The sequence below is a fragment of the Enterobacter sp. DTU_2021_1002640_1_SI_PRY_ASU_LCPMC_013 genome (assembly GCF_032389435.1).
Lineage (GTDB): Bacteria > Pseudomonadota > Gammaproteobacteria > Enterobacterales > Enterobacteriaceae > Enterobacter > Enterobacter hormaechei_C.
The window spans coordinates 2,683,340-2,703,161 of sequence record NZ_CP135594.1 but is presented as its reverse complement, the minus strand read 5'-3'; the positions used below and the strand labels follow the sequence as shown (position 1 = coordinate 2,703,161).

19 protein-coding genes are annotated in these 19,822 nt (G+C 55.8%); 11 read left to right on the top strand and 8 right to left on the bottom strand.

Features of this window, described 5'->3' with window-relative positions:
* The first annotated feature begins 2 nt into the window (after positions 1-2).
* Both cheY and cheZ read left to right on the top strand, forming a co-directional pair.
* Positions 3-392, top strand: a complete 390-nt coding sequence (gene cheY, locus RS584_RS13000; RefSeq protein ID WP_000763862.1) for a chemotaxis response regulator CheY — start codon at positions 3-5, stop codon at positions 390-392.
* 10 nt (positions 393-402) lie between these two features.
* Positions 403-1,047: a protein phosphatase CheZ gene (gene cheZ / locus RS584_RS12995; RefSeq protein ID WP_003859718.1), complete on the top strand. Its 645-nt coding sequence runs from the start codon at positions 403-405 to the stop codon at positions 1,045-1,047.
* A 40-nt stretch (positions 1,048-1,087) separates the two neighbouring features.
* Here the strand turns inward: cheZ and RS584_RS12990 are convergent, their stop codons facing one another.
* Both RS584_RS12990 and RS584_RS12985 read right to left on the bottom strand, forming a co-directional pair.
* Positions 1,088-1,840 (bottom strand): hypothetical protein, encoded by a 753-nt coding sequence (locus tag RS584_RS12990; RefSeq protein ID WP_047051628.1) that lies wholly within the window; start codon positions 1,838-1,840, stop codon positions 1,088-1,090.
* Positions 1,803-3,251 (bottom strand): dGTP triphosphohydrolase, encoded by a 1,449-nt coding sequence (locus RS584_RS12985; RefSeq protein WP_315748015.1) that lies wholly within the window; start codon positions 3,249-3,251, stop codon positions 1,803-1,805. Before RS584_RS12985 ends, RS584_RS12990 begins: the two co-directional genes overlap by 38 nt.
* Before the next feature lie 236 nt (positions 3,252-3,487).
* Here RS584_RS12985 and flhB point away from each other — a divergent pair, with 236 nt between their 5' ends.
* The 5 genes from flhB to RS584_RS12960 all read left to right on the top strand — a co-directional run bounded on the left by flhB (position 3,488) and on the right by RS584_RS12960 (position 10,087).
* Positions 3,488-4,636 (top strand): flagellar biosynthesis protein FlhB, encoded by a 1,149-nt coding sequence (gene flhB, locus RS584_RS12980; RefSeq protein ID WP_017693236.1) that lies wholly within the window; start codon positions 3,488-3,490, stop codon positions 4,634-4,636.
* Positions 4,629-6,707 carry a flagellar biosynthesis protein FlhA gene (gene flhA, locus RS584_RS12975; RefSeq protein ID WP_003859723.1) on the top strand — a complete coding sequence of 693 codons (2,079 nt, stop codon included), beginning with the start codon at positions 4,629-4,631 and terminating at the stop codon, positions 6,705-6,707. Before flhB ends, flhA begins: the two co-directional genes overlap by 8 nt.
* Positions 6,707-7,099 (top strand): flagellar protein FlhE, encoded by a 393-nt coding sequence (locus RS584_RS12970; RefSeq protein WP_023303901.1) that lies wholly within the window; start codon positions 6,707-6,709, stop codon positions 7,097-7,099. The genes flhA and RS584_RS12970 overlap by 1 nt, the downstream gene beginning before the upstream one ends.
* A gap of 260 nt (positions 7,100-7,359) precedes the next feature.
* Complete coding sequence (locus RS584_RS12965) at positions 7,360-8,943, top strand: MFS transporter (RefSeq protein WP_017693238.1); 1,584 nt, start codon at positions 7,360-7,362, stop codon at positions 8,941-8,943.
* Between the two features lie 4 nt (positions 8,944-8,947).
* Positions 8,948-10,087, top strand: coding sequence for a glycoside hydrolase family 105 protein (locus tag RS584_RS12960; protein WP_026080697.1), 1,140 nt, complete (start codon positions 8,948-8,950; stop codon positions 10,085-10,087).
* Positions 10,088-10,121: 34 nt separating this feature from the next.
* On the opposite strand, the gene argS is transcribed toward RS584_RS12960, so the two are convergent.
* Entirely contained in the window at positions 10,122-11,855 is a 1,734-nt protein-coding gene (gene argS, locus RS584_RS12955) for an arginine--tRNA ligase (protein WP_023294934.1), read from the bottom strand.
* Between the two features lie 238 nt (positions 11,856-12,093).
* On the opposite strand from argS, the gene RS584_RS12950 reads away from it, so the two are divergent.
* Both RS584_RS12950 and cutC read left to right on the top strand, forming a co-directional pair.
* Positions 12,094-12,654: a VOC family protein gene (locus RS584_RS12950; protein ID WP_015570274.1), complete on the top strand. Its 561-nt coding sequence runs from the start codon at positions 12,094-12,096 to the stop codon at positions 12,652-12,654.
* A gap of 78 nt (positions 12,655-12,732) precedes the next feature.
* The gene (cutC, locus tag RS584_RS12945; RefSeq protein WP_315748014.1) at positions 12,733-13,476 is read left to right on the top strand and encodes a copper homeostasis protein CutC; all 744 of its coding nucleotides are present in this window, start codon (positions 12,733-12,735) and stop codon (positions 13,474-13,476) included.
* Positions 13,477-13,737: 261 nt separating this feature from the next.
* On the opposite strand, the gene cmoB is transcribed toward cutC, so the two are convergent.
* From cmoB to RS584_RS12920, 5 genes are read right to left on the bottom strand one after another with little or no spacing between them, the layout of a single operon-like run.
* Positions 13,738-14,709, bottom strand: a complete 972-nt coding sequence (gene cmoB, locus RS584_RS12940) for a tRNA 5-methoxyuridine(34)/uridine 5-oxyacetic acid(34) synthase CmoB (RefSeq protein ID WP_015570275.1) — start codon at positions 14,707-14,709, stop codon at positions 13,738-13,740.
* The gene (cmoA, locus tag RS584_RS12935; protein ID WP_003859735.1) at positions 14,706-15,449 is read right to left on the bottom strand and encodes a carboxy-S-adenosyl-L-methionine synthase CmoA; all 744 of its coding nucleotides are present in this window, start codon (positions 15,447-15,449) and stop codon (positions 14,706-14,708) included. Before cmoA ends, cmoB begins: the two co-directional genes overlap by 4 nt.
* Positions 15,450-15,489: 40 nt before the next feature.
* Positions 15,490-15,885: an MAPEG family protein gene (locus RS584_RS12930; protein WP_003859737.1), complete on the bottom strand. Its 396-nt coding sequence runs from the start codon at positions 15,883-15,885 to the stop codon at positions 15,490-15,492.
* Between the two features lie 51 nt (positions 15,886-15,936).
* A complete protein-coding gene (locus RS584_RS12925) occupies positions 15,937-16,755 on the bottom strand; it encodes a DUF72 domain-containing protein (RefSeq protein WP_315748013.1) in 819 nt (272 codons plus the stop codon).
* Positions 16,752-17,318, bottom strand: coding sequence for a hydrolase (locus RS584_RS12920; RefSeq protein ID WP_017384353.1), 567 nt, complete (start codon positions 17,316-17,318; stop codon positions 16,752-16,754). The genes RS584_RS12925 and RS584_RS12920 overlap by 4 nt, the downstream gene beginning before the upstream one ends.
* Before the next feature lie 262 nt (positions 17,319-17,580).
* On the opposite strand from RS584_RS12920, the gene aspS reads away from it, so the two are divergent.
* Both aspS and nudB read left to right on the top strand, forming a co-directional pair.
* Positions 17,581-19,353 (top strand): aspartate--tRNA ligase, encoded by a 1,773-nt coding sequence (gene aspS / locus RS584_RS12915; protein WP_017384352.1) that lies wholly within the window; start codon positions 17,581-17,583, stop codon positions 19,351-19,353.
* 1 nt (position 19,354) lies between these two features.
* Positions 19,355-19,798, top strand: a complete 444-nt coding sequence (nudB, locus tag RS584_RS12910; RefSeq protein ID WP_023296808.1) for a dihydroneopterin triphosphate diphosphatase — start codon at positions 19,355-19,357, stop codon at positions 19,796-19,798.
* Positions 19,799-19,822 lie beyond the last annotated feature (24 nt).

Below are 19,822 nucleotides of genomic sequence, written 5' to 3'. Positions count from 1 at the left end.
TTATGGCGGATAAAGAGCTTAAGTTTTTGGTTGTGGATGACTTTTCCACCATGCGTCGCATTGTGCGCAACCTGCTGAAAGAGCTGGGCTTCAACAATGTTGAAGAAGCAGAAGACGGGGTGGATGCGCTGAACAAACTCCAGGCTGGCGGGTTTGGTTTTGTGATTTCCGACTGGAACATGCCGAACATGGACGGTCTCGAACTGCTGAAAACCATCCGCGCGGATGCGGGCATGGCCTCTCTGCCGGTGCTGATGGTGACCGCAGAAGCGAAGAAAGAGAACATTATTGCCGCCGCACAGGCGGGCGCAAGCGGCTACGTGGTGAAGCCATTCACCGCGGCGACTCTGGAAGAGAAGCTCGGGAAGATCTTCGAGAAACTCGGCATGTGAGGTGATGGATATGTTGCAACCTGCTATGAAACCCGTTGAAGAACATTCGCCGAGCGACATTATTGCCCGCATTGGTAGCCTGACCCGCATGCTGCGCGACAGCCTGCGTGAGCTGGGGCTGGACCAGGCTATCGCCGAAGCGGCGGAAGCCATCCCTGACGCGCGCGACCGTCTGGACTACGTCGTGCAGATGACCGCGCAGGCGGCCGAGCGTGCGCTGAACAGCGTTGAAGCCTCGCAGCCGCACCAGGATGCGATGGAGAAGGGTGCGAAAGCGCTGAGCAAACGCTGGGATGAGTGGTTTGAGAACCCTATTGAGCTGGCGGATGCCCGCGAACTGGTAACGGATACCCGTCAGTACCTGGGTGACGTGCCGGGCCACACCAGCTTCACTAACGCCCAGCTGCTGGACATCATGATGGCGCAGGATTTCCAGGACCTCACCGGCCAGGTGATCAAGCGCATGATGGATGTGATCCAGGAGATTGAACGTCAGCTGCTGATGGTGCTGCTGGAGAACATACCGGAACCAGCTGCCCGTCCGAAACGCGAGAACGAAAGCCTGCTCAATGGTCCACAGCTTGACACCAGCAAAGCGGGCGTGGTGGCAAGCCAGGATCAGGTGGACGATCTGCTGGACAGTCTTGGTTTTTAATGTAAAAACACCACCTCATTGAGGTGGTGTTTTCTATGGTTTAAATTCGAATTTTTATATCGAATCCGGTTCGGAAATGACAGAGGTCTTCTTTGAGACGACGCAGATCCTCGACGCTAAAGGAAGAAGAGCGATAACTACCGTATTCATACTGCCTTAGCTGGTCAAAGCTGTGTTCATGCAGAGCCTGTAACAAAAAATCGGTCAACTGCGGCCCCAGGATCTGGACTCGCTTGTTATAGATTGTGCGCAAGATCTTGATAACAGAACCCACTTCGTTAGGTGTTTTCTGTAATACGAGTTCAAGCCGACGGTGATGCAAGTCGTGGAGATAGTTATCAGGACTAATGAGATGTTTCTTCTTCACATCGTAAAGAATTGAATCCCATGACATCAGCGTTGTATTCAACAAGCTGTAGGTATCTTTAAACTCAACAATCCTGTTCTTAAAGGCCCAGGTATCATTGATGCTCCAGATATCAAAATCCAGACTCATGTAATGGAAGCGGATCCCGCCCAGCTTATTTACGCTGAAACATTCGATGTTGTGTCTGTTCAGCGCGTTAATCAGCTCTTCTCGTGACAGATCAATGACCAGATCGATATCCGAAGTAAAGCCTCCACGCCCAAAAAGGCCGATATCACGAATCATCCCGCCAAAAATCCACGCGTGCGAGCGCTCAGCCAGAGCGTCGATGAGCGCTCTGGCTTGCTTTCGCTCTTCGCTAACGTCAAAGAAATCTTCGATTCTTAGCTTAAGGCGTTGATGGCTGGAGACGACTTTCATATTCATAAAGCGATTTTAGCTCATCGTGAAGGCGTATCAAATAACTGTCTGTCATTCCTGAAACAGCATCAGCGAGCAACTGCGCTTCTTTATAAAGGGGGGGTAAGTTGTTTTCTTTATCATCAAACACTCGGCGGTAGTTTTCAGAGATTCGGCCATAAGCATAACGACCAAAGGGTGTATCCCATTCCTTTCCACCGCTTTTACGACCCCTTATACCTACCCAGAGCATGTCCATGAGTCCCTGTATGTAGTTTGAGCCTTTCAGCTCCAGCTCAAGTACGGTTCGATGACGATAGCCACGGGTTTGATCAAATTTTTTCAACGCTGAACAAAGTTCATTTCCATCACTGATACTGATCAGGTCCTTAATAGCGCACTCGGTATTGCAAAGCTGTTTATGGCACTGTCGAAAAGCCTCAACAACACTCGTAATGAGTACATTTGTTCCGTGCACACGGAACATTTGCATACTCATATCATTGATTTCGGCGGGGGAGAGCTCTTGTTTTCGGTCGTCCCATTCCCGATTCTTATCCTGTACTTTTTTTACCAACTGATTAATTGTTTGATCTGTTCCGTTTTTCCAGCTTGTCAGAAAACTAATCAGATCCTGATAGGATGCCAGCCCTTTTTTTATGGTGTCTTCCGCATCAAGAATTGAATACGCTATGTCATCACACGCTTCCATTAAATAGGTAAAAGGATGTCTGAGTCCTTCAGAAAGGCCTGTTTCCTGCCAAATATCATGTACCACTTTTTCTTCCGAGAACAGATACCCATGTTTACTCCATTTCTTGTTTTTGATGTAGGAGGACTGAGGGTATTTAATCATGGCTGCAAGTGACGCATAGGTAAGATTCAAACCATAATTATCATTGATAATTTGAAGTCTGGTCACAAGGCGAAGCGTTTGAGAATTACCATCGAAGTTCATGAAATCATTGAATATCCTGCCGCTTTCTTCATCGAAATCATGCGCTACCAGGGGAGCCAAATTGCGACGAAACCACGTCGCCATCGCTGCCTCTCCCTGATGCCCGAAAGGAGGATTACCCAAATCATGTGCCAGTCCAATCGTTGCCAACAGAGCGGGGACATCGCGTTCCAGTATTAAGTGGTTACAGTCGCTTCCAAATATTTCTTCTTTCATTTCAAAGGCAAGACGCATCCCGATGCCTCTGGCAAAATTCGCCACTTCGTGGGAATGGGTCAATCGGGTACGTACGCTGTCATTCAGATCCAGTGGGAAAACCTGCGTTTTATCAGCTAAACGACGGGTTGGCGCTGCGAAGAGTAAGCGGTCAAAGTCTCGTTCAATCTCTTGCCTACCGGCGGCGAGGTCTGACTTTTTTGAATCCGGATTTTTCTCTTTATCTTTGCGTCTGCTGCTATTTAACAACTTACTCCACTTCATAAAACATCCTTTTTATTGAGGCCTTTAAGGAAAGCTATCAAACCCAATCAGGGGTTACCAGACGGTCCAGAATGAAAATTTTAAAACTGGAATGCGTTACGCAAGAAACGAAACCAGGGGCAGGCGTAATGGGTGTTAAGGGATTAAATCGGCCCTTTTTATTGGTTTGTTTACGCGATTGCCAAAGTAATTCTTAGGCATGATACCCGTGAATTAATGGGCTGCGAGCAGGCACAGTGGCAGAAGAGAACGACGACAAAACAGAAGCCCCCACACCCCACCGACTTGAAAAAGCCCGTGAGGATGGGCAGATCCCCCGATCCCGAGAGCTGACATCCCTGCTGATCCTGGTGGTGGGCGTCTGCATAATCTGGTGGGGCGGGGAGATGCTCGCCCGCAGACTGGCGGGAATGCTTTCTGCTGGCTTACGTTTTGATCACAGCATGGTCAATGACCCCAATCTGATCCTCATTCAGATCATCAACCTTGTGAAAAGCGCGATGCTCGCCTTGCTGCCGCTGATCGCGGGCGTGGTCATCGTGGCCCTGGTTTCGCCGGTCATGCTCGGTGGCCTGGTGTTCAGCGGTAAATCGCTGCAACCGAAATTCTCTAAGCTCAATCCGTTCCCCGGCATTGCGAAAATGTTTTCCGCTCAAACCGGGGCTGAGCTTCTTAAAGCGATCCTGAAATCGCTTCTTATGGGCAGTACCGCCGGGTTTTTTTTGTGGCACCACTGGCCGGAGATGATGCGCCTGATCAGCGAGTCCCCGATGACGGCGATGAAGAATGCCCTGAACCTGGTCGGGTTATGCTCGCTGCTGGTGGTACTCAGCATTATTCCGATGGTGGCGTTCGACGTTATCTTCCAGATCTATTCCCATATCAAAAAGCTGCGAATGTCGCGTCAGGACATCCGCGATGAATATAAGCAGATGGAAGGCGACCCGCACGTTAAGGGCCGTATCCGCCAGATGCAGCGCGCCGCCGCGCGTCGGCGCATGATGGAAGATGTGCCGAAAGCCGACGTCATCGTCACCAACCCGACTCACTACTCCGTGGCGCTTCAGTACGACGAAAACAAAATGAGCGCGCCGAAAGTGGTGGCGAAAGGGGCCGGGCTGATTGCGCTGCGCATTCGTGAAATCGCCACGGAAAACCGTGTGCCGATCCTGGAAGCACCGCCGCTGGCTCGCGCGCTGTATCGCCACGCGGAAATTGGACAACAGATCCCGGGCCAGCTCTACGCCGCTGTCGCAGAGGTGCTGGCCTGGGTGTGGCAACTGAAACGCTGGCGTTTAGCGGGCGGTCAACGACCTGTAAAACCTGAGAACCTGCCGGTGCCTGAAGCACTGGATTTTTTGAACGAGAAGGACACTGATGGCTAATCTGGTGGCAATGTTGCGCCTGCCCGGCAACCTGAAATCGACGCAATGGCAGATCCTTGCCGGACCGATTCTGATCCTGCTAATTCTGTCGATGATGGTGCTGCCGTTACCGGCATTTATCCTCGACCTGCTTTTCACCTTCAACATTGCGTTGTCCATCATGGTGTTGCTGGTGGCGATGTTCACCCAGCGCACGCTGGAGTTCGCCGCGTTTCCAACGATCCTGCTGTTCACCACGCTGCTGCGCCTGGCGCTGAACGTTGCCTCCACGCGTATCATCCTGATGGAAGGGCACACCGGCGCGGCGGCGGCGGGCAAGGTGGTCGAAGCCTTCGGTCACTTCCTGGTGGGCGGCAACTTCGCCATCGGTATCGTGGTGTTCGTCATTCTGGTGATTATCAACTTCATGGTTATCACTAAAGGGGCGGGGCGTATCGCTGAAGTGGGCGCGCGCTTCGTGCTCGACGGGATGCCGGGCAAGCAGATGGCCATCGACGCCGACCTGAATGCCGGGCTGATCGCGGAAGATGAAGCGAAAAAACGCCGTGCCGAAGTGACCCAGGAGGCAGATTTCTACGGCTCCATGGACGGTGCGAGTAAGTTTGTGCGCGGTGACGCCATCGCGGGCATTCTGATCATGGTGATTAACGTCGTCGGCGGCCTGCTCGTCGGCGTGCTGCAACACGGCATGGACATGGGCCACGCGGCGGAAAGCTATACGCTGCTGACCATTGGTGACGGTCTGGTGGCGCAGATCCCGGCGCTGGTGATCTCCACCGCGGCGGGCGTGATTGTGACTCGCGTCAGTACCGATCAGGACGTGGGCGAGCAGATGGTGGGGCAGCTCTTCAGCAACCCGCGCGTTATGCTGCTCTCTGCGGCGGTGCTGGGCCTGCTCGGTATGGTGCCGGGCATGCCAAACCTGGTATTCCTGCTGTTCACCGCTGCGCTGCTGGGGCTTGCCTGGTGGATGCGTGGCCGGGAAACGCAGCCTAAGGCAGAGCCTGCGCCGGTCAAAATGCCTGAGAACACCCAGGCGGTGGAAGCCACCTGGAACGACGTACAGCTCGAAGATTCGCTGGGGATGGAAGTGGGGTACCGCCTGATCCCGATGGTGGATTTCCAGCAGGATGGTGAGCTGCTTGGCCGTATCCGCAGCATTCGTAAAAAATTCGCCCAGGATATGGGCTTCCTGCCGCCGGTGGTCCACATCCGGGACAATATGGATCTCCCGCCCGCGCGCTACCGCATCCTGATGAAAGGGGTGGAAATCGGCAGCGGTGATGCGTACCCCGGCCGCTGGCTGGCGATTAACCCGGGCACCGCCGCAGGCACGTTGCCGGGTGAGCAGACGACCGACCCGGCCTTTGGTCTGGCGGCAATCTGGATTGAGAGCGCCCTGAAAGAGCAGGCCCAGATTCAGGGTTACACGGTCGTTGAGGCCAGTACCGTGGTGGCGACGCACCTCAACCACCTGATTGGCCAGTTCTCCGCGGAACTGTTTGGACGTCAGGAGGCGCAGCAGCTGCTCGACCGCGTAACGCAGGAGATGCCGAAGCTGACCGAAGATTTGGTGCCGGGCGTACTGACCTTAACCACCCTGCACAAAGTGCTGCAAAATCTGCTCGATGAGAAGGTGCCCATTCGCGATATGCGCACCATCCTTGAGACGCTGGCCGAACATGCGCCGCTGCAAAGCGATCCGCACGAACTGACGGCGGTGGTACGCGTGGCGCTCGGACGCGCCATTACCCAGCAATGGTTCCCGGGAACCGGCGAAGTGCAGGTCATTGGCCTGGATACGCCGCTGGAACGTCTGCTGCTTCAGGCGTTGCAGGGCGGTGGCGGGCTGGAGCCGGGTCTGGCGGACAGATTACTGGCGCAAACCCAGGAGGCGCTGGCGCGTCAGGAGATGCTGGGCGCGCCGCCGGTGCTGCTGGTGAATCACGCGCTGCGTCCGCTGCTGTCGCGCTTCCTGCGCCGGAGCCTGAACCAGCTGGTGGTGCTGTCGAATATGGAGCTATCCGATAACCGCAATATTCGCATGACGGCGACCATAGGAGGGAAATAATGCGTAAGTGGCTGTGGATCTTACTTTTCCCGCTGGCGGCGCAGGCCGCAGGCGAGGGGGCATGGCAGGCCAGCAGTATCGGCTTAACGCTCAACCATCGGGGGGAGTCGATCTCCTCCCGTCCGCTGTCCGCCTCTGAGCCCGTGTCCGGGCAGATGACGCTGGTGGCCTGGAATTATACCCTGACGGGACCCACACCGGCCGGGTTGCGGGTGCGGCTGTGCTCGCTGACCCGCTGCGCGGAAATCGAGGGACAACGTGGCACTACCCAGGCCTTCAACGGGGTGTCTGCTCAGGAGCCTTTACGCTTTATCTGGGAAGTGCCAGGCGGTGGACGTCTCATCCCGGCGCTGAAGGTTCAGCGCAACGAGGTGCTCGTCAACTACCGCTAACTGCCCGCCTTTTCGCCAGTCTCCAGGCATTTCTGAAGGCTGGCTCGCAAAAATGACCTTCCCTTTTGATACAAAAGAAACGCTGTTTTATAAATCAGTGACACGCGTATTGACACTCTTTGCGTTTTTGCCATTCACCACTTTGTGATGGCAGAAACAGAAAGGTATCAACAGGTCGATACTTTTACTGTAGCCGTGTAAAAACTCCCGGACGAGGTTGCTTACAGGGAGTCTCCCAAAACTGATTAGGGTTGACGGCAATGAAAACACGTAAAATTGGACTCGCAAATTATTTTGCTTACGGGTCAGGGGACTTCCTCGGGGCGGGGACTACCGCCCTGACGGCCGCCTGGCTTTTGTATTTTTATACCACCTTCTGTGGACTCACACCGATTGAAGCAACCTTTATCTTCGCTGCCGCAAGGGTGCTGGATGCGGTTGTCAGCCCGTTAATGGGCTTTTTAACCGATAACTTTGGCACCACATGGCTGGGCAAGCGTTTTGGCCGTCGTAAGTTCTTCATCCTGCTCGGTATTCCCTGCGTTTTCAGCTACTCGCTGATGTGGGTAGGGGACATGAGTTTCTGGTACTACCTGCTGACCTATCTGATCTTTGATATCGTCTACACCATGATCCTGGTGCCGTACGAAACGCTGGTGCCGGAGATGACGGACGATTTCAAACAGAAAACCAAATTCTCCGGGGCGCGAATCTCTATGGCGCAGATGTCCGCCATTCTGGCCTCCTTCCTGCCGGGGATCCTGCTCACGCATTTCGGCAAAGACAACGCGATCTCCTTCTTCTATGCAAGCCTGGTCTTCTCCGTACTCTGCGCGCTGATGCTTACTTTCGTCTGGTTCTTCACCTGGGAGCGTCCGCGCGAAGAGTGGTCTGAAGCGGCTCTGCGTGCCGAGGAAGAGAAGAAAAAGCTGACCCTGGGCCAGAGCCTGAACCGTCTTTTTGTCGAATTAAGTTCGACGCTGCGCATCAAGATTTTCCGCCAGCATCTGGGGATGTACCTTGGCGGCTACATCGCCCAGGACGTCTTTAATGCGGTGTTCACCTATTACGTGGTATTTGTGCTGATGCAGGAGGCGTCAATGGCGTCCAACCTGCTGGGCACGATGGCCATCTTCCAGTTCCTCGCCGTGATCGGCATGATCCCGCTGTGCATTCGCTTCGGACCTGCGCCGTCTTACCGCATGGTGGTCGTGCTGTTTGGTCTGGCCTCGCTCTCTTACGCGGTGCTTTATTACGCGGGCCTGAGCGACGTTTACGCTCTGCTGCTGCTGATCTCTGCGGTTGCCGGTCTTGGCCGCGGGGGTATCAACTACGTACCGTGGAATACCTACACCTACATTGCTGACGTGGACGAAGTGATCACCGGTCAGCGTCGCGAAGGGATCTTCGCGGGCATCATGACGCTGACCCGTAAAGCGTCTCAGGCCGGTGCGGTGATGCTGGTGGGGATCGTGATGCAGATGTCGGGCTTTGTCAGCGGGCAAAAAGTGCAACCTGCGGAAGTGAGCCACACCATTCTGATGATCCTGAGCGTTGGCACTATTCTGGTGCTGTTCTGCGGCTTCCTTGTCTCCCTGCGCTTCAAACTCAATTTGCAGACCCACAGCACCCTGCGTGAAGAGACCGCGAAAATGCGCGAGTCCGGCCATGCGATGCCAGAGGCGGTGACCCCGCAGGCCCGCGCTACCGTGGAGATGCTGGCGGGAATGCCGTATGAATCCCTGTGGGGCAACAACAACATCGGTTATCTGAATCGCAATAAGCCAGCGGCCCCTTCGCTGAAGGATCGCGCGGTACTGAATTCGACATACAACAGAGGTTAAGATGATGAAAGTTTGGCCTGTCAAACATAGCCCGTTACTGCGTCAGCCTGAGCGCTTTATCGCCAGGGATGAGCTGAAATCGCTGATTCAAAAGGTGACGCATAACCTGGTCAATATCCACGACAAAACGGGTGAGTTTTTGCTGCGGCTGGACGACGGGCGCGTGATCGACACCAAAGGCTGGGCCGGATGGGAATGGACCCACGGCGTCGGTTTATACGGTATCTGGCAGTATTACTGCCAGACCGGTGACGAAGGCATGCGCGAGATTATCGACAGCTGGTTTGCTGACCGTTTCGCTGAAGGCGCAACCACCAAAAACGTGAATACCATGTCGCCGTTCCTGACGCTGGCGTATCGCTACGAAGAGACCAAAAACCCTGCTTGGCTGCCGTGGCTGGAAAGCTGGGCGGAATGGGCGATGAATGAGATGCCGCGCACCGAACATGGCGGCATGCAGCACATCACCCTGGCGGAAGAGAACCATCAGCAGATGTGGGATGACACGCTGATGATGACGGTGCTGCCGCTGGCGAAAATCGGCAAGCTGCTGAACAAGCCGGAGTACGTCGAGGAGGCGATCTATCAGTTCCTGCTCCACGTACAGAATCTGATGGATCGGGAGACCGGGCTGTGGTTCCACGGCTGGAATTACGACGGTAATCACAACTTTGCCCGGGCCCGCTGGGCGCGCGGCAACAGCTGGCTGACCATCGTGATCCCGGATTTCCTCGAGCTGGTGGATCTGCCGGAAAACAACGCCGTTCGTCGCTATCTGGTGCAGGTACTGAACGCGCAGATCGCCGCACTGGCAAAATGTCAGGACGAGAGTGGATTGTGGCATACGCTGCTGGACGATCCTGATTCTTATCTGGAGGCGTCGGCCACGGCAGGGTTTGCTTACGGCATTCTGAAAGCCGTGCGCAAGCGTTATGTCGGCGCAGAGTACGCAGAGGTGGCGGAGAAAGCGATTCGCGGCATCGTGCAAAACATCTCGCCGGAAGGGGAGCTGCTGCAAACGTCCTTCGGGACGGGGATGGGGAGCGATCTGGCGTTTTACCGCCAGATACCGCTGACCTCGATGCCGTATGGCCAGGCAATGGCGATTCTGTGTCTGACGGAATATTTGCGGAAATATTTCTGATAATAAAAAACCCGGCGCTCGCCGGGTTTCTTTTTTACATACGTTCTACGGTTTCGATACCCAGGGTATCCAGACCGAGCTTCAGTGTCTTCGCCGTCAGCTGCGCCAGCTTCAGACGGCTGTGACGCACCGCTTCGCTCTCGGCAGAGAGGATAGGGCAGTGTTCGTAGAAGCCAGAGAACAGACCGGCCAGATCGTACAGGTAAGCACACATAACATGCGGCGTACCGTCACGCGCGACCACGGAGAGCGTCTCTTCGAACTGAAGCAGGCGGGCAGCCAGCTGTGCTTCACGATCTTCGGTAAGGGTCACCGTGGCATTCGCCAGCACGCTTTCGTCGATATTGGCTTTACGGAAGACGGAGAGTACGCGGGTATAAGCGTACTGCATATATGGCGCCGTGTTGCCTTCAAACGCCAGCATGTTGTCCCAGTCGAAGATATAGTCGGTGGTACGGTTCTTGGAGAGATCCGCGTATTTCACCGCGCCGATCCCAACCGCGTTAGCCAGTTTCTCCAGCTCGTCAGCAGGCATATCCGGGTTCTTCTCGGCCACCAGGCGACGCGCGCGTTCCAGCGCTTCATCCAGCAGATCGGAAAGCTTCACGGTGCCGCCCGCACGGGTTTTGAACGGCTTACCGTCTTTACCCAGCATCATGCCGAACATGTGATGTTCCAGCGGCACGGAATCCGGCACATAACCCGCTTTACGCACGATAGTCCACGCCTGCATCAGGTGCTGGTGCTGACGGGAGTCGATGTAATACAGCACGCGATCCGCATGCAGGGTTTCGTAACGGTATTTCGCACAGGCGATGTCGGTGGTGGTGTAGAGATAGCCGCCATCCTTTTTCTGGACGATCACACCCATCGGTTCGCCTTCCTTGTTTTTATACTCATCAAGGAACACCACCGTTGCGCCTTCGCTTTCCACCGCCAGATTTTTAGCTTTCAGGTCCGCCACAATGCCTGGCAGCATCGGGTTATACAGGCTTTCACCCATCACGTCGTCACGGGTCAGGGTCACGTTCAGACGGTTATAGGTGAGCTGATTCTGGGACATGGTAATGTCCACCAGCTTGCGCCACATCTCGAGGAAGTACGGGTCGCCGCCTTGAAGTTTCACCACGTAGCTGCGTGCGCGCTCGGCGAAGGCTTCATCTTCGTCATAGTGCTTTTTGGCTTCACGGTAGAAACCTTCCAGGTCTGCCAGCGCCATTTCGCCTGCGTTTTCCTGCTGCTGCTTTTCCAGATACGCGATCAGCATGCCGAACTGCGTGCCCCAGTCGCCTACGTGGTTAGCGCGGATCACCTTGTGACCAAGGAACTCGAGGGTACGCACCGCCGCGTCACCGATGATGGTGGAGCGCAGGTGACCGACGTGCATCTCTTTCGCCACGTTTGGCGCGGAGTAGTCAACCACCACGGTCTGCGCTTCTGGCTGAGCCACGCCCAGACGGTCAGATTTCAGCGCCGCGTCAACGTGGCTTGCCAAGAACGCAGGCTCAAGGAAAATGTTGATAAAGCCTGGACCGGCGATTTCGGTTTTGCTGGCGATGCCGGTGAGATCCAGATGCGTCAGTACCTGCTCAGCGAGCTGTCGCGGCGGCATGCCCAGTTTTTTAGCCACTGCCATCACGCCATTAGCCTGATAGTCGCCAAACTGTACTTTCGCTGACTGACGAACCTGTGGTTCGCAATCCGCAGGCGCACCTGCGGCAATCAGTGCCTGACTGACTTTTTCTGAGAGAAGAGCCTGAATATTCACCTGGATACCTTACGTTTTTGATGCGGGTAAAAAACACCCACGCCAGTTTAAGAATTTAGGGCGGGAGTATACTGCAAATGCCTTCGGGCGTCAGCCCTGCGGGGGGCGAAGATCGCTCAGAATCCAGGCGAAGACGGTATGCATAATCATGCAGTCGAAAAAACCGTGATTCTGCGGTTGGTCGACAGAGGGCAACAGAGTAAATTAGCGGCTTTGCGACACGAAACGAGACTGACCTATGGCGAACTGGCATACCATTGACGAACTGCATGATATTTCCGCAGATTTACCGCGCTTCACTCAGGCGTTCACAGAACTTGCCACCCGTCTCGGGCTGGATATCGCGCCGCTTGAGGCCGATCACATCTCTTTGCGCTGCCACCAGAATGCCACCGCCGAACGCTGGCGGCGTGGCTTTGAGCAGTGCGGAGAACTGCTGTCGGAGAATATCATTAACGGTCGCCCGATCTGCCTGTTCAAACTTCACGCGCCGGTAACGGTGGCGCACTGGCAATTCACCGTTGTGGAACTGCCCTGGCCAGGAGAGAAGCGTTATCCGCACGAAGGCTGGGAGCATATCGAAATTGTTCTGCCTGGGGAGCCCGAGACGCTGAACGCCCGTGCGCTGGCGCTGCTTTCCGACGAGGGGTTAAGCCAGCCGGGTATTTTCGTCAAAACCAGCTCGCCAAAAGGGGAGCGCGAACGCTTACCGAACCCTACGCTTGCCGTAACGGACGGCAACGTGACGGTGAAATTCCATCCCTGGACTATCGAGCAGATCGTCGCCAGCGAAGCGTAAGCATTGTGAGCGTCGATCCAGACATTAATCGGGCAACGTGCCACGATGGTACGTTGAGTGAAATTTAAGGAGGATGACATGGCGCTGCTGGAAATTTGTTGTTACAGCGTGGAGTGTGCCGTCACTGCGCAACGGCAGGGGGCCGATCGCATCGAGCTTTGCGCGGCACCGAAAGAAGGGGGATTAACTCCGTCCTTTGGCGTGCTGAAATCAGCCCGCCAGGCCATCACCATTCCGGTGCACCCGATTATTCGCCCGCGCGGCGGTGATTTTTGTTATACGGCGGGTGAGTTCAGTGCCATGCTTGAGGATATCGCCCTCGTCCGTGATTCCGGTTTTCCGGGGCTGGTGATCGGTGTGCTGGACGAAGACGGCAACATCGATCTTCCGCGTATGCGTCAGGTCATGCGCGCCGCCCGGGGGATGGCGGTCACTTTTCATCGTGCGTTCGATATGTGTCAGGATCCGATACAAGCCTTTGATATGCTGGCAGAACTGGGCGTGGCGCGCGTTCTGACGTCGGGCCAGCAGTCCTCGGCTGAAAAAGGACTGAAATTAATTACGGAACTAAAAGCACATTCCGGTGTTCCAATAATCATGGCGGGCGCAGGAGTACGCGCCAGCAATCTGGAACTGTTTTTAAACGCAGGGGTTGAAGAGCTTCATAGCTCAGCGGGTAAATGGATACCTTCACCCATGCGTTATCGCAATACAGGGTTGTCAATGTCGACGGATGCTGAAGCGGATGAGTACTCGCGCTACGGTGTGGATGGAGAGTCGGTTGCGGTAATGAAATCGTTGATTGAACGTCATCACGTGTAGCAACGTACCGATTTTTACCGCGCATCATGTCGCCCAATATGATGCTTGCTTGTACCAGGCCCCTGCAAATTACACAGGGGCCTTTTTTTCTCCTTCATATTTCAAGCCGCAGCCGCGTTGGCCGCCTCGCTCACCCCGGTCACTTACTGATGTAAGCTCCCGGGGATTCGCTGCGTTGCCGCCTTGCTGCAACTTGAACTATTTTGGAGAAAACGTGCGACGCGTAGGCCGGGTAAGGCGCGGCCGCCACCCGGCTAAAGGCTACGGCTTGGTCGCAATCAATACCGCACGCATCGGGGCCGGATAGCCTTCGATGGTTTTACTGTGATCGTCCGGGTCGAGGAATTGCTCCAGCGATTCGGTGATCATCCAGTCGGTGCGGCGCTGTTCCTCAACTGACGTCACGCACACATCGGCGATGCGTACATCGACAAATCCACATTTCTCCAGCCAGTTCTTCAGCGCCAGCGCGGAAGGGATGAAGTAAACGTTGCGCATCTGCGCATAGCGATCGCCCGGCACCAGAACGGCATGTTCATCGCCTTCGATGACCAGCGTTTCCAGCACCAGTTCGCCGCCGCTGACCAGCTGATCTTTCAACTGCCAGAGATGCTCCAGCGGGGAACGACGGTGGTACAGCACGCCCATCGAGAAAACGGTATCAAACGCTTTCAGGGCAGGGAGTTGCTCGATACCCAGCGGCAGCAGGTGCGCACGCTGGTCGTTACCCAGCAGCTTACGCACCGCTTCAAACTGGCACAGGAACAGCTGCATCGGATCGATACCGACGGCCAGATGCGCGCCTGCGCCGATCATGCGCCACATGTGATAGCCGCTACCGCAGCCCACGTCCAGAATGGTGCGCCCGGTCAGGTCGGATAAATGCGGCAGAACGCGATCCCACTTCCAGTCGGAACGCCACTCGGTGTTGATGTTTACGCCGTACAGCGAGAACGGCCCTTTGCGCCACGGCATCAGGTTACGCATCAGCGTTTCGATGCGGTTGATCTGCCCGGCCGGGAGCGGCTCTTCGCTCTCAGCCGTCACGCTGTGCAGTAAATCCAGACGATGAGGCGTCAGTTCAGGCAGAAACTCCACGGCGTTGGACCACTGCTTCAACAGACCATGCTGCTGATCGCGCTGCCAGGTGGCAATTTGCGCAGGCAGGGTTTCCAGCCAGTGGGAAAGGTGGTTTTTGGCAATCAGCTGATAGAAATTACCGAACTCGATCATGCTGCGTCTCCGGCTTTAAGCGCCACCAGAGAACCAAAGTTAAAGCACTGGAACCACAGTTCGCTGTGTTCAAATCCGGCTTTGCGCAGGCGCGCTTTGTGGGTTTCTACGGAATCCGTCAGCATGACGTTTTCAAGCATGCTGCGCTTCTGGCTGATCTCCAGCTCGCTGTAGCCATTTGCACGCTTGAAATCATGGTGCATGTTGAACAGCAGTTCGCCCACGCTGGCGTCTTCAAAGCTGAATTTCTCAGACAACACCAGCGCGCCGCCCGGGTTCAGGCCCTGATAAATTTTATCCAGCAACCGCTGACGATCGTCCGGCACCAGGAACTGAAGGGTAAAGTTCAGTACCACCATCGAGGCGTTCTGGATGTCGATATCGCGGATATCGCCTTCTACCACCTCCACAGGCGTAGGGGCTTTATACGCGTCAATGTGGCGACGGCAGCGTTCAACCATAGCCGGTGAGTTATCGACAGCCACAATCTTGCAGCCTTCGTGATGAACGTTACGACGAATGGACAGCGTTGCCGCTCCCAGCGAACAGCCCAGGTCATAGACCTGCGTGCCGGGTTGAACAAAACGCTCCGCCAGCATGCCGATCATGGAGATAATATTGGAATAACCGGGAACAGAACGCTGGATCATATCCGGGAAGACTTCGGCTACCCGTTCATCAAAGGTCCAGTCGCCCAGGCTGGCGATAGGCGCGGAAAAAAGCGTGTCGCGATCTGACATAACGTAAAAATCCGGGAAAAATAAAGGGGCATATTGTGCGCTAATGGAAGGAGAAAACCAACTCCCACGGCATATACCAAAGGTTAGCCAGCACCATCAGCAAAAGCGAGCACCAGGTCGCGCTCATGCCGGAACGACGCCAGCGGATCAGGCGGTGGTGAAAACCATAATAATGCATCAAACGCCCTGCTATCAGCAGCAGCCCACAGACGTGCACCATCCAGGTTTCTGCGCCATCCATCTCCATTAACAGCAGTAAAATTAACGCGACGGGAATGTACTCGACCGCGTTGCCGTGGATGCGGATTGCGCTTTGTAGCTCAGAAAAGCCCCCGTCACCGTACGAGACGCGGTACTGCATTCTCAGGCGCACAACATCAAATGAAAACTTAATCAGCAGTAATGCACCTAACACCGCATACAGCGCGCTGACCATACTAACTCCCTGTTTTTGGCAGATGGCACGTCTCTATGATAGGGGGTGATTTCAGAAAAGAGAAGATTGTTGTGGGATGGACGGCGCGAGGCCAACCGACGGAACCGCCTGCTGCAAGGCCTGCCAGAGAGCATCGACCAGTTCAGGCGCCTGTGCGATATCCGGCGTATGTAAAAAAAGGTACGGCGTGGTGGTGTGCTCCCATTTCGCCAGCGTTTGCAGCCAGACGGCGAACATCTCCTCATCTTGCTGCATGTTATCGCTGCCGATAAACCGGACCATCGGGTTCTGTGCCGTTACGATCGCGTGGACGGGCACTTTCGGTTTTTTGCGCTGGGCATCAACAACGGCTTCGCTGTGCGGGATTGCGCTATGTACGGGGCGGCTGTCGAGGATCACGCGGTTGACCGATCGTTCATGCAGGCCGCGATTGAGCGCTTTCTCCGCGTCGCCCTTGGCAAAGAATTCCGGATGCCTTACTTCTACGCCGTAGGTGAAGCCATGCGGCAGGGCGTCGAGAAACTGCCAGAGGGCAGGCAGGTCGCGCGGGCCAAACGTGGCGGGAAGCTGGAGCCAGTACTGGCCAATACGGTTGGCCAGAGGCGACATCCGGGTGAAAAACTCGTGGGTTAAATCATCGCAGTTGCGCAGCGCGGCGTTGTGGGAGATGGTCGCCGGGAATTTAAAGCAAAAGCGGAAGTCGTCGGTGGTTTGCTCGCGCCAGCGTTCGACGATCTCCGCGCGGGGCAGGGCGTACAGCGTGGTATTGCCCTCCACGCAGTTAAAGTGTCGGGCATACTCTTCAAGGCTGGTAATACCCAGGCGCACCCATTTCGGGTGCGACCACTGGGGCAGGCCCACGTACATCATAGCGCGCTGAGGATCTCATCCGTGCTGCGCACGCGACCGATACGCGGGAAGATATGGGTCATGCTGCCCTGGTGCTGATCCGCAGAGGCTGCGCTGCACGCATCTTCCGCTATCACCAGGTTAAAGCCCAGCTCCCAGGCGTTACGGGCGGTGGATTCCACACCGATGTTGGTGGAGATCCCGCACAGAATAATCGTGTCGATCCCGCGACGGCGCAGCTGGAGCTCCAGGTCGGTGCCGTAGAATGCGCCCCACTGGCGTTTGGTAACTTCTATATCGCTGTCGCGTTTACCGAGCGAGACAGGATATGTCCACCAGTTGTCCGGCAGCGCCTGCGCCGGGGCCTGGGCATCAACCGGCTGTTTTAACGCTTCGGCGAAATCAGCGGACCAGCCGACGCGCACCATAACAACAGGCGAGCCGCTGGCGCGGCATTTTTCTGCCAGGCGCGCAGCGCGGCTGACCACATCGTCAGCGGTGTGCGGACCACCGGCAAAAGGCAGAATGCCTTCCTGTAAATCAATGACCACAAGGGCGGTTTTGGTGGCATCAAGTGTAAACATCGTCACTCCCGTCAAATGATTGCTTTTCTACACCTTACGACGTGATGGCCTGTTATCGGTCGGATAATTTTGTTAATTTTTGTGAGAATAGGCAATAAGAGTTCAGCAAACGCGCGTCAGGCCGTGCTTCGCTCTTATCGTGCGGCAGAATTTCCAGTATAATAGCCGCCTTTTTTCATCCAGTTGTGACATACAGAAAGCTGCGACATCGTAGCCTGCGAGACAGGCGACAATCAGCCTGCGGCTAATTAAGGGATATCTCATGCGTACAGAATATTGCGGGCAGCTGCGTCAGTCCCACGTCGGGCAGCAGGTCACCCTGTGTGGTTGGGTCAATCGTCGTCGCGATCTTGGTAGCCTTATCTTTATTGATATGCGTGACCGCGAAGGTATCGTTCAGGTGTTCTTCGATCCGGATCGCGCTGATGCGTTGAAGCTGGCTTCTGAGCTGCGCAATGAGTTCTGCATTCAGGTGACGGGCACCGTGCGTGCGCGTGACGAGAAAAACGTCAACGCCGACATGGCGACCGGCGCTATCGAAGTGCTGGCGTCCGATCTGACGATCATCAACCGCGCGGAAGCGTTGCCGCTGGACTCCAACCACGTCAACACCGAAGAAGCGCGTCTGAAATACCGCTACCTGGATCTGCGACGTCCGGAAATGGCTCAGCGCCTGAAAACCCGTGCGAAAATCACCAGCCTGGTGCGCCGTTTTATGGATGACCACGGTTTCCTTGATATCGAAACCCCGATGCTGACCAAAGCCACGCCGGAAGGCGCGCGCGACTACCTGGTGCCATCCCGCGTCCATAAAGGCAAATTCTACGCGCTGCCGCAGTCACCACAGCTTTTCAAACAGCTGCTGATGATGTCCGGCTTCGATCGCTACTATCAGATCGTGAAATGCTTCCGCGACGAAGACCTGCGCGCTGACCGTCAGCCAGAATTTACCCAGATCGATGTGGAAACCTCCTTCATGACCGCTGAGCAGGTGCGTGAGGTGATGGAAGCCCTGGTGCGTAGCCTGTGGAACGACGTGAAAGGCGTTGAGCTGGGCGATTTCCCTGTCATGACCTTCGCGGAAGCCGAGCGTCGCTACGGTTCTGACAAACCAGACCTGCGTAACCCGATGGAGCTGGTGGACGTGGCAGACCTGGTGAAAGCCGTTGAGTTCGCGGTCTTTGCTGGCCCGGCTAACGATCCGAAAGGCCGCGTGGCTGCCCTGCGCGTTCCGGGCGGTGCTGCCCTGAGCCGTAAGCAGATTGACGACTACGGCAACTTCATCAAGATCTACGGCGCGAAAGGTCTGGCCTATATTAAAGTAACCGAGCGTGCAAAAGGTCTGGAAGGCATCACCAGCCCGGTGGCGAAATTCCTGAATGCGGACATCGTGGAAGCGATCCTTGAGCGCACCGGCGCGCAGGACGGCGACATGATCTTCTTCGGCGCAGACAACAAGAAAGTGGTTGCGGATGCGATGGGCGCGCTGCGTCTGAAGCTTGGCAAAGACCTGAACCTGACCGACGAAAGCAAATGGGCGCCGCTGTGGGTAATCGACTTCCCGATGTTTGAAGACGACGGTGAAGGCGGCCTGACCGCGATGCACCACCCGTTCACCTCGCCAAAAGAGATGACGGCGGCAGAGCTGAAAGCGGCGCCGGAAGACGCGGTGGCAAACGCCTACGATATGGTCATCAACGGCTACGAAGTGGGCGGCGGTTCCGTGCGTATTCACAGCGGTGAAATGCAGCAGACCGTGTTCGGCATTCTGGGCATTAACGAGCAGGAGCAGCGCGAGAAGTTTGGCTTCCTGCTGGACGCCCTGAAGTACGGTACCCCTCCGCACGCTGGTCTGGCCTTCGGTCTTGACCGTCTGACCATGCTGCTGACCGGCACCGACAACATCCGTGATGTGATCGCCTTCCCGAAAACCACCGCAGCGGCGTGTCTGATGACTGAAGCGCCAAGCTTTGCCAACCCGGCCGCGCTGGCTGAGCTGGGCATTGAGGTGGTGAAGAAGGAAGAGAAAAACTGATATGGCATATAAGCGTCCCGTTTCGGTTCTGGTGGTCATTTATGCAGAAGACACGAAGCGGGTGCTGATGTTGCAGCGGCGCGACGATCCGGATTTCTGGCAGTCGGTTACCGGCAGCCTGGAAGAGGGGGAGACCGCGCCGCAGGCCGCCGCGCGTGAAGTAAAGGAAGAGGTCGCCATTGATGTTGCTTACGAGCAACTGACCCTGAAGGACTGTCAGCGCACGGTGGAGTTTGAAATTTTTAGCCATTTACGTCATCGCTATGCACCGGGAATTGAGCGCAATACGGAATCGTGGTTCTGCCTTGCGCTTCCCCATGAGCGGGAGATCGTGTTCACGGAACACCTGACCTACCGCTGGGTGAATGCGGCGGATGCTGCCGCACTGACCAAGTCGTGGAGCAACCGGCAGGCGATTGAAGAATTTGTAATTAACGCTGCCTGAGAAGGCGCGATTTTTGGAGAACTT

What these genes read in the sequence shown, in the direction of transcription:
- aspS (WP_017384352.1), top strand. Translation starts at nt 17,581, where the DNA reads ATGCGTACAGAATATTGCGGGCAGCTGCGTCAGTCCCACGTCGGGCAG.
- flhA (WP_003859723.1), top strand. Translation starts at nt 4,629, where the DNA reads ATGGCTAATCTGGTGGCAATGTTGCGCCTGCCCGGCAACCTGAAATCG.
- RS584_RS12930 (WP_003859737.1), bottom strand. Translation starts at nt 15,885, where the DNA reads ATGGTCAGCGCGCTGTATGCGGTGTTAGGTGCATTACTGCTGATTAAG.
- RS584_RS12970 (WP_023303901.1), top strand. Translation starts at nt 6,707, where the DNA reads ATGCGTAAGTGGCTGTGGATCTTACTTTTCCCGCTGGCGGCGCAGGCC.
- cmoA (WP_003859735.1), bottom strand. Translation starts at nt 15,449, where the DNA reads ATGTCAGATCGCGACACGCTTTTTTCCGCGCCTATCGCCAGCCTGGGC.
- RS584_RS12985 (WP_315748015.1), bottom strand. Translation starts at nt 3,251, where the DNA reads ATGAAGTGGAGTAAGTTGTTAAATAGCAGCAGACGCAAAGATAAAGAG.
- RS584_RS12950 (WP_015570274.1), top strand. Translation starts at nt 12,094, where the DNA reads ATGGCGAACTGGCATACCATTGACGAACTGCATGATATTTCCGCAGAT.
- RS584_RS12960 (WP_026080697.1), top strand. Translation starts at nt 8,948, where the DNA reads ATGAAAGTTTGGCCTGTCAAACATAGCCCGTTACTGCGTCAGCCTGAG.
- cmoB (WP_015570275.1), bottom strand. Translation starts at nt 14,709, where the DNA reads ATGATCGAGTTCGGTAATTTCTATCAGCTGATTGCCAAAAACCACCTT.
- RS584_RS12920 (WP_017384353.1), bottom strand. Translation starts at nt 17,318, where the DNA reads ATGTTTACACTTGATGCCACCAAAACCGCCCTTGTGGTCATTGATTTA.
- nudB (WP_023296808.1), top strand. Translation starts at nt 19,355, where the DNA reads ATGGCATATAAGCGTCCCGTTTCGGTTCTGGTGGTCATTTATGCAGAA.
- RS584_RS12925 (WP_315748013.1), bottom strand. Translation starts at nt 16,755, where the DNA reads ATGATGTACGTGGGCCTGCCCCAGTGGTCGCACCCGAAATGGGTGCGC.
- RS584_RS12990 (WP_047051628.1), bottom strand. Translation starts at nt 1,840, where the DNA reads ATGAATATGAAAGTCGTCTCCAGCCATCAACGCCTTAAGCTAAGAATC.
- cheZ (WP_003859718.1), top strand. Translation starts at nt 403, where the DNA reads ATGTTGCAACCTGCTATGAAACCCGTTGAAGAACATTCGCCGAGCGAC.
- RS584_RS12965 (WP_017693238.1), top strand. Translation starts at nt 7,360, where the DNA reads ATGAAAACACGTAAAATTGGACTCGCAAATTATTTTGCTTACGGGTCA.
- cheY (WP_000763862.1), top strand. Translation starts at nt 3, where the DNA reads ATGGCGGATAAAGAGCTTAAGTTTTTGGTTGTGGATGACTTTTCCACC.
- cutC (WP_315748014.1), top strand. Translation starts at nt 12,733, where the DNA reads ATGGCGCTGCTGGAAATTTGTTGTTACAGCGTGGAGTGTGCCGTCACT.